Annotated in this window: 7 protein-coding genes; 5 read left to right on the top strand and 2 right to left on the bottom strand. The window is 40.7% G+C overall.

The genetic code is table 11. The annotated features are described in order from the left end of the window. A partial coding sequence (locus WBJ10_RS03375) for a PfkB family carbohydrate kinase (RefSeq protein ID WP_424288144.1) occupies positions 1-980 on the bottom strand: 980 nt, incomplete at its 3' end. 213 nt (positions 981-1,193) lie between these two features. On the opposite strand from WBJ10_RS03375, the gene WBJ10_RS03370 reads away from it, so the two are divergent. The 3 genes from WBJ10_RS03370 (at position 1,194) to WBJ10_RS03360 (ending at position 5,983) form a co-directional block, all read left to right on the top strand. Next, positions 1,194-1,856: a bifunctional 4-hydroxy-2-oxoglutarate aldolase/2-dehydro-3-deoxy-phosphogluconate aldolase gene (locus WBJ10_RS03370; RefSeq protein ID WP_424288143.1), complete on the top strand. Its 663-nt coding sequence runs from the start codon at positions 1,194-1,196 to the stop codon at positions 1,854-1,856. 224 nt (positions 1,857-2,080) lie between these two features. Beyond that, positions 2,081-4,801 (top strand): PKD domain-containing protein, encoded by a 2,721-nt coding sequence (locus WBJ10_RS03365; RefSeq protein WP_424288142.1) that lies wholly within the window; start codon positions 2,081-2,083, stop codon positions 4,799-4,801. Positions 4,802-4,969: 168 nt separating this feature from the next. Then, complete coding sequence (locus WBJ10_RS03360) at positions 4,970-5,983, top strand: PorP/SprF family type IX secretion system membrane protein (protein WP_424288141.1); 1,014 nt, start codon at positions 4,970-4,972, stop codon at positions 5,981-5,983. Between the two features lie 83 nt (positions 5,984-6,066). Here the strand turns inward: WBJ10_RS03360 and rpoN are convergent, their stop codons facing one another. After that, positions 6,067-7,539 (bottom strand): RNA polymerase factor sigma-54, encoded by a 1,473-nt coding sequence (gene rpoN / locus WBJ10_RS03355; RefSeq protein WP_424288140.1) that lies wholly within the window; start codon positions 7,537-7,539, stop codon positions 6,067-6,069. Between the two features lie 164 nt (positions 7,540-7,703). Here rpoN and mscL point away from each other — a divergent pair, with 164 nt between their 5' ends. Beyond that, entirely contained in the window at positions 7,704-8,117 is a 414-nt protein-coding gene (mscL, locus tag WBJ10_RS03350) for a large-conductance mechanosensitive channel protein MscL (protein WP_424288139.1), read from the top strand. A gap of 113 nt (positions 8,118-8,230) precedes the next feature. Continuing rightward, positions 8,231-8,389 (top strand): 50S ribosomal protein L34, encoded by a 159-nt coding sequence (rpmH, locus tag WBJ10_RS03345; protein ID WP_411273699.1) that lies wholly within the window; start codon positions 8,231-8,233, stop codon positions 8,387-8,389. Positions 8,390-8,569 lie beyond the last annotated feature (180 nt).

Genomic DNA, 8,569 nt, shown 5'->3' with positions numbered 1-8,569 from the left:
ACATCTGATAACGTTGCGTGGTTAAGATCTCCGGGGATGGTGTGTTTTAACGCAGATGCAGCCACACCGAATTCGGCAGCGTCCGACATTTTCATTCCGGTAACTAATCCATATATGAAACCACTTGCAAATGAATCTCCGCTTCCTACACGGTCAACGATACGGACTTCGTACTGTTTCGTTCTATAGAATTCAGAGCCATCATAAACCAATGCAGACCAACCGTTATCAGAGGCGCTATGACTTTCTCTTAAACTCGAAGCAACATATTTAAACCCGAATTTTTCTTTCAACTGTTTGCAAACATCTTTGTAACCATCGAGATTCAGTTCTCCTTTAGTAACATCAGTTCCTTTGCTTGTAAACCCTAAGCTATCGTGTGCATCTTCCTCATTTCCAATACATACATCCACATGCTCACAAAGCCTGGTCATTACTTCTCTCGCCTTTTCTTTACTCCAAAGCTTTTTACGATAATTGAGATCAATGCTGGTAGTAATTCCTTTCGCTTTCGCGGCTTTCAAAGCAGCTTCGGTTAAAGCTGCGGCCGTATCACTTAACGCAGGAGTAATACCGGTAGTGTGGAACCAGTCAGCACCTTCGAAAATTGCATCGAAATCAAACTCGGAAGGATCTGCTTCAGATATAGCAGCGTCAGCGCGATCATAAATTACCTGGGAGGCACGCATTGATGCGCCTGTCTCCAGGAAATAAATCCCCAATCTTTTTCCACCTCTGGCTACAAACCGGGTATCTACCCCATAACGACGAAGGTGATTGATCGCAGCCTGGCCGATGGCATTGTCAGGAACTTTGGAAACAAACGACCCGTTCAAACCGTAGTTGCATAGTGCAGCAGCTACATTTGCTTCACCGCCACCATACGTTACGTCAAAACTATCGCTTTGTACAAATCTTTTGAAATCAGGAGTGGATAAGCGCAACATTATTTCTCCAAGGGTTACTACTTTTTTAGACATCGTTGTGTGCAGTTAATGTGAAAGAAGTTTTATAAAATAATCTAAAGGACTAAACAAAAATACATTAAAGACCCGTATTTGAAAGTTTTTCAGCCCTATTCGCTAAAAAACCTGAGAATTGTTTTTTAATTCAGGACAGGAGCTAAGGTGATAGACATTTTACAAAATAGATTTTATAAATTCTTACATTAGAGCCTCAAACTAGAATTTAAAATGAGTAAGAAAGTGGAACTTTTAAAATTAATACCTGAGCAAGGAATTTTGCCTCTTTATTTTTTCAAAGATGAAGAAACTAGTGTGGAAATTTTGAAAGCATTGTATAATGCTGGCATAAGGACTGTCGAATACACCAACAGGGGAGAAGCTGCCTTAGGTAATTTTAAGAGGTTGCGAGCTGTCGTTGATGCTGATATGCCGGGTATGTATCTTGGAATAGGAACCATTAAAGACGGAACAATGGCTGAGACTTTTATCGATGCGGGTGCCGATTATATCATTTGTCCGGGTTTAGTAGAAAGCGTTGCAGAAGTTGCTGATAAACATGACATACTTTGGGTGCCCGGTTGTATGACACCAAGTGAGATAATCAGAGCTGAAACTTTAGGTGCGAAAATAATCAAATTATTTCCTGGAAATATTCTGGGTCCCGGATTCATGTCGGCCATCAAAGAATTGTTTCCAAAACTGTTATTCATGCCGACCGGTGGCGTGGAGCTTGACAAAGCGAATATAGAAGGGTGGTTTAAGGCTGGTGTCTGTGCTGTTGGAATGGGAAGTAAATTGGTAAGCAAAGATGTGATGGAAAACAAGAAATATTCAGAACTTACTGCATCAACTAAGGAAGCACTGGAAATCATTAAATCCCTCAGGAAATAATTTTCTAAAAAGCGTTTGTGATACCGGGGGAAAAAAATTCTCCGGTATTTTTTTGCATTCTTTTTCCCTCCGTCTTGCACTTTTTTTTGTCCTCTTAAAGATTTTTAAATTAATCAAACCAGATTATCTCATCTTAACGTATCTTATATAGGATATTTCAAATATTTGAAGGAACAATAGCATAAGAGATGTGTAACAGGACAGTTCTTTACGGAATTTTACAAATGCTTGCATTGTTTTTTTTTCTTTCGCCGGTCAGGGCGCAAAGTATTTCAAATGAGGGCACTGAATTCTATGCGATTTTTCCAACCCATGTTAATGCACCAGATTACGCGCAAAATGTAATAGTCAGAAATAATTTTGCTGAATATTCTATTTTCATCACCGGTAGTCAACCGTCCACCGGGATTGTATCAGTAAACGGTACCAATATTCGGTTTAACCTTGCTCAGGGTAATACTGTCGTTGAAGTGAAAGTTCCCCGTTCGGCGGCTTACATCAATGAGTCAGAGAGAAACCAGGTGTTAAGTAATCGTGCGATTAGAGTAATAGTTGATCCAGGTAAACCTAAGGTGGTAACCTATGGCCATATATTCGCAGGCAGAAGATCGGCAGCTTCTCTCGTCCTTCCTAAGGATGCCCTTGGGCAAGATTACTACACGATGAATCAGGAAGTCGGGGCAGCCGGGGGAGGAGGAGCAAATTATATTGCTATAGCTGCAGTTGACCCTGATACAAGAATCTTTATTCAAAAGGATGGTAAAGATTTGGTTTCCGGTGGGGTGCTGCTTAGAAATACAGGTGACGTTTATCAGTACCTTTCCCCGGACGATCTCACCGGTACTCATGTATTTGTCGATCCTCAGACATCTGCCTGTAAAAAGTTTGCGTTATTCTCCGGCACAACAAATGCTAGTATAACGCCCCCGGGAATGTCATGTATAAACCCTAATTCCTTATCTCCATCATCAGATCCTTTGTATCAGCAAAACTACCCCGTAGAAAGCTGGGGTAAAAACTATGGGTTTGTTCCCTTTAGTTCACGAAGTCCATCCGGTGCAAGTGTAAGAACGCGGGGGAATTACATCAGGATTTTAGCGAAGGAGGATAACACCCCGATTCAGTTCAATGGGCTGACAGTGGCTACATTGAATGCCGGGCAATTTTATCAAACCAATTCGCCTATCAATTCACCCACTTATATTTCATCGACTAAAGCTATTGCGGCCGCCCAGTACGCGTTGTCGCAGGCCTGCGCAGGTGGGGGTGTCAGCGATCCTGACATGGTTATTTTAAATCCCATCGAATATAATATTAAGAATATCACAGTTTATTCGTCTAATAAAGAGGCTATCAGTGAAAATTATGTAAATGTCTTAATCAAAACTTCTGCTGCAAGCAGTTTTCGGGTGAACGGTGCTGTGCCGAGGGGCAATTTTACCGCCCTTCCGGGATCTGCAGGCTTATCCTACATGCAATTAAATTTAAATCAGTATTCAACTCAAATATTTAACCTATCGGCTTCTGACGGTTTTAATGCGATTGCTTATGGTTTCGGAGATGTTGAGTCGTATGCTTATTCAGCCGGTACAAATTTGGCATCAAATCAAACGGCTATTGCTGAATCTACGGATACGAAAGAGAAGATTGAGAACGCATGCAGCAAAGAACCATTTAATGTCAAAGTAACGCTCACTTCACCGGTTTCGAGCCTTTCCTGGCAATTTGAGCCGAATGGGCCGGTAGAATTGCAGAATATCACAACGTCATTGCCGGTCGTTAGAAACGGAACTACTTATTACGATTATTATTTTTCACGGACCATTTCTTATCCAGTTCCTGGCAAAAAATCCATAAAAGTCGTCGCAAAGTATCCCTCAATTGGAGGCTGTGCTCTAAATGAACAGCAGATCGATTTAAATCTGGAAGTGTTTGACCCTCCAATCGCAAAATTTAAGACTTCAACTACTTTTTGCGCCATGAGCGAAATTCAGTTTACCGATGAAAGTATAGATAACGGAAATTCAATAACAAAATGGAGCTGGGATTTTGGTGACGGGAAGGTATCCGCCAAACAGAATCCCACCCATGTATTTGCCGGCCCGGGTGTCTATCCTGTAAAGCTTAAAGTTGAAAATTCCACGAGTTGTGATGTGGCAGAGTACGAGCAAGTTATTACTGTGAATACTATCCCTGAAGCATCCTTCACGGCATCCAAGCCGGGCTGTAATAACACCAGTATAACGTTTACCGATAAATCAATTATTACTTCAGGAAATATCGTCAAGTGGACCTGGGATTTCGGAGATGGCAACAAGCAGGAACGGGTTAGTAATCTACCATTTGATTATAAATACGCAGCGGGCGGAAATTTTGAGGTATCCCTGACCGTTACCAGCAATACCGGTTGTGAAAATACTATTACTCAAACGACTAACGTAACAACTCCCACCCTGGAAGCCGGAGATGATCTGGTCATGATTAGAGGCGGATCAGTTAATTTCAATATTCAAGCAAGCGGAACTAATCTCCGATACAAATGGAGCCCGGCCATTGGACTGGATCGGAATGATGTTAAAAACCCAGTCGCCTCTCCAACCGAAAACACCCGATATACAGTTATTGTAACGTCCGACGAGGGATGTGTTCTAAGCGATGAGATTAATGTCCTTATAGTCGATAAGCCGATCATAAGAAATACATTTACACCCAATGGCGATGGGGTCAATGATGTTTGGGAAATTGATTATCTGGATAGCTATCCGGAGGCGAGTGTTGACATTTTTAACAGGTTTGGTGTAAAGGTGTATACATCAATAGGGTATAAATCTCCGTGGAACGGAACTTTGAATGGGGATATGCTGCCGGTAGGAACTTATTATTATGTTATCGATCCAAAACTGGGCATACCCGTTTATACAGGATGGGTAACTATTTTAAGATAAGACAGATTAAGGATCAAATAATTACGTATGTGTGTTATAGAGCTGATAAATAATAATTACCTAAATTGTATATAACATAAACCATGTATAATTGTAAATATGCTAATTCTGTGAACAACACAATTAAAGCCGCTCTCCCGCTCGTTTTGAACGCTCAATGATTTATCAATGAAGAAGTGTCTACTATTCATAATGCTGCTGGGATCTTTCCATTGTGCTTACGCGCAACAACGGCCTCAGTATACTCAATATATTTTCAATAATTTTATCCTGAACCCGGCAATTTCCGGGATTGAAAATTACATCGATGTAAAAGCTGGGTATAGAAGTCAATGGCAGGGGCTGGAGGGTGCGCCGGAAACATCTTACATTTCATTCCATGCCCCCTTGGGCAAGAATTTTCTTTACGGTACATCTACATCCGTTCCCCAATCTGGGGGAACCAATCCAAACAGCAGAAGCTATGTTCAAACTTATATGGCATCCGAACCGCACCATGGTATAGGATTTCATGTAGTTTCCGATAAGGCGGGGCCAATTTCCCGCACAGATGTAAATGCTACCTATGCTTATCATTTAGGATTGAGCGCAAGTGTCAATCTCTCATTGGGTGTAGCGGCTGGGTTATCTAAAATTTATCTGGACCAATCTAAGATTATTCTTGAAAATCAAATCGATCCGGCAATTGGTTCTGGAGATTATGGCCAGCTAAAGCCTGACCTTAGCGCGGGTTTGTGGCTTTATGGACCACGGTATTTTGTAGGTGCCGCGGCCCAGCAGCTCATAGCAAGCCCGATTAGTTTTAGTGATGACGAATCTTACAACCAGGGCAGAAAGGTCCCGCACATGTTTATTTCCGCTGGGTACAAAGTATATCTCGGCGATGATTTTGCAGCAATGCCTTCAGCTATGGTAAAAGTTGTTTCACCCGTGCCAGTTTCCGTCGACGTGAATTTGAAGTTAGCGTACAAAGATAAATTATGGATGGGTGCCAGTTATCGTAAAGATGATGCCTTGTCGGCTATGGCTGGATTTAACATCGGCTCTTTTATAAATCTGGGCTACTCTTATGACTTTACTACCTCAGGCCTGAATACGGTGAGTAATGGATCACACGAAATTGTTTTGGGGGTTTTTCTTAACAACAGGTATAAGGTTAGCTGCCCACAGAAGAGCTGGTGATTAAGTTGACAGTTGACATTTGACAGTTTCTAGACGCTGTGTTAGGAATCCAGACTTACAACTTACAACTTACAACCTACAACTTACAACTCTTTCCTCAAGCGTGCTACCGGAATGTTCATCGCTTCCCTGTACTTCGCAACGGTTCTTCTCGCTATATTATATCCTTTTTCCTTCAGAATTTCAGTGAGCTTTTCGTCAGCTAGCGGGCGTCGCTTGTCCTCTTTGCCTATACATTCCTCCAGGATCTTTTTTACCTCTTTATTTGAGACTTCTTCGCCGCTATCCATCTGGATTGCTTCTGAGAAAAAAGACTTCAAGAGGAAGGTGCCAAATTCAGTCTGGACATATTTTGAGTTGGCTACTCTGGAAACGGTTGAAATGTCCATCCCGATCCTGTCGGCAATATCCTTAAGAATCATTGGTCTTAAGTTTTTATCATCTCCGGTAAGGAAATACTCATACTGATAATTCATGATAGAATTCATCGTCTTGAGCAAGGTTTGCTGACGTTGTTTAATAGCATCAATAAACCATTTCGCTGAATCCAGCTTCTGCTTTACAAACTGTACAGCTTCTTTGAGTTTTTTATCTTTTTGAGATGTTTTGTCATAATGCTCGAACATTTCCTGATATGATCTGCTGACACGCAATTCAGGCGCATTTTGAGAATTTAATGTAAGAAACAAGATCCCGTCATTATTGCTGATATGGAAGTCCGGAATAATTTGCAATTGTTTGGTGGTTACCGCGTTTGAATCGCCGGGCTTGGGATTTAACTTTAATATCTCGTTCACCACATCCTTGAGTTCCTCAGAGTCCATATTCAATGAGCGTTCAAGCTTGTCGTAATGTTTTTTGGTAAATTCGTCCAGGTATTCCTCAACTACCGTCATGGCTTTTTGGATCACAGAGGTTTGATCCCGTTTACGCAACTGGATAAGTAAACACTCCTGAAGATCCCTCGCGCCTACACCGGCCGGATCAAAAGATTGTATGACTTTAAGCATTTCCATAACCTCGTCCTCTTCAGCAAATACATTCTGTGAAAACGCAAGATCGTCAATAAGCGAAGCAATAGGTCGACGAAGGTAACCATCATCATCAAGACTGCCGATGATTTGCTGACCGATTTGAAAGTCCTTATCTGATAAAGGAACCAAATCTAATTGTGCCTGCAGGCTCTCAAAAAATGAACTTTGTATTGCAATAGGTATTTCTTTTCGTTCGTCATCATCATCTCCATTCTGATCGTATTTGGAACCGTAATCATTTAAGGAATCATCCTGGATATAATCATCTACATTGAACTCATCCATCGGTTCCTGGCTGTCTTCAGCGTTAAAATTATCATCATCAGGATCACGGTCTGGATATTCTTCCGCAGGCTCATTCATGTTTGCAAGACTCAAATCCTCCAGCGCTGGATTTTCCTCAAGTTCTTCCTTAATCCTGGTGTCCAAAGACACAGTTGGAACCTGTAAGAGCTTGATGAACTGGATCTGCTGGGGCGAGAGTTTTTGAAGAAGCTTTTGTTGAAGGTTTTGTCTTAACATGTTTTGAAATGTAGGGTAAAATTACATAATAATGGTGGTATGGAATTAAATATCATGAAAAAATATCTCTATAAAGCGCGTAAAAAGACTATGGACTAAATAATTTTGTTTATAAGCGTTTAAGATTTACTTTAGATAATACGATAAATATTAATTTTCAGATTATGTCAATAGCAAAAGAGTTTAAGGAATTTGTATCCAAAGGAAATGTGATTGATCTGGCAGTGGGTGTCATTATCGGGGCATCATTTGGTAAAATCATAACATCTCTTGTCGACGATGTTATCATGCCTTCAATTGGCTATTTAACTGGCGGAGTTGATTTTGCCGATAAAAAGATAGTACTGGTTGGTGCAGATGCAGTAAACAAGGGGGAAGAAGTTGCTATAAGATATGGCAAATTTTTTAACACGTTCCTTCAGTTCTTCATCGTCGCCATTTGTATTTTCGCCATTATTAAAACAATCAATTCGCTAAAACGAAAGGAAGCAGTTGCTCCCACAGTACCAGTGGTCCCGACAAGAGAAGAGGTGCTTCTTACGGATATAAGGGATATTTTAAGGAGCGGGCGAAGCTAATGTTTTGATATTGGAAGTTATTCTTTGCTTATTTTAAATCTATTGTTTGATTTGTGAAAAATCAACCTTATATTTGCACTCCTGTTTTTTAGAGCAATAATAGATTAAAAGTCATGAAAAGAACATTCCAGCCTTCTCAAAGAAAAAGAAGAAATAAGCACGGATTTAGAGAACGTATGAGCAGTGCGAACGGAAGAAGAGTTTTAGCTTCAAGAAGAGCTAAAGGCAGAAGAAGATTATCTGTATCTGACGAACGTCGCCACAAAGCATAGTTTTGTTTGTTATTCGTAGCCGTTACGAATAGTGCAGATCAAAATCTGCTTGCTGATCAGGCTAAATAACAACCAAAATGTATAGTTTCAATAAAGAAGAACGGTTATGTAGTGTAAAGCTTATTGATAAGCTTTTTCATAACGGTTCTTCTTTTTTGTTGTATCCATTCCGTATTGTCT

It is taken from the genome of Daejeonella sp., from assembly GCF_049655485.1.
GTDB lineage: Bacteria > Bacteroidota > Bacteroidia > Sphingobacteriales > Sphingobacteriaceae > Daejeonella.
This window is presented reverse-complemented; position numbering and strand designations above follow the sequence as displayed.

Coding starts and splice junctions, on each gene's coding strand:
- WBJ10_RS03370 (WP_424288143.1), top strand. CDS start 1,194: ATGAGTAAGAAAGTGGAACTTTTAAAATTAATACCTGAGCAAGGAATT.
- WBJ10_RS03365 (WP_424288142.1), top strand. CDS start 2,081: ATGCTTGCATTGTTTTTTTTTCTTTCGCCGGTCAGGGCGCAAAGTATT.
- WBJ10_RS03360 (WP_424288141.1), top strand. CDS start 4,970: ATGAAGAAGTGTCTACTATTCATAATGCTGCTGGGATCTTTCCATTGT.
- rpoN (WP_424288140.1), bottom strand. CDS start 7,539: ATGTTAAGACAAAACCTTCAACAAAAGCTTCTTCAAAAACTCTCGCCC.
- mscL (WP_424288139.1), top strand. CDS start 7,704: ATGTCAATAGCAAAAGAGTTTAAGGAATTTGTATCCAAAGGAAATGTG.
- rpmH (WP_411273699.1), top strand. CDS start 8,231: ATGAAAAGAACATTCCAGCCTTCTCAAAGAAAAAGAAGAAATAAGCAC.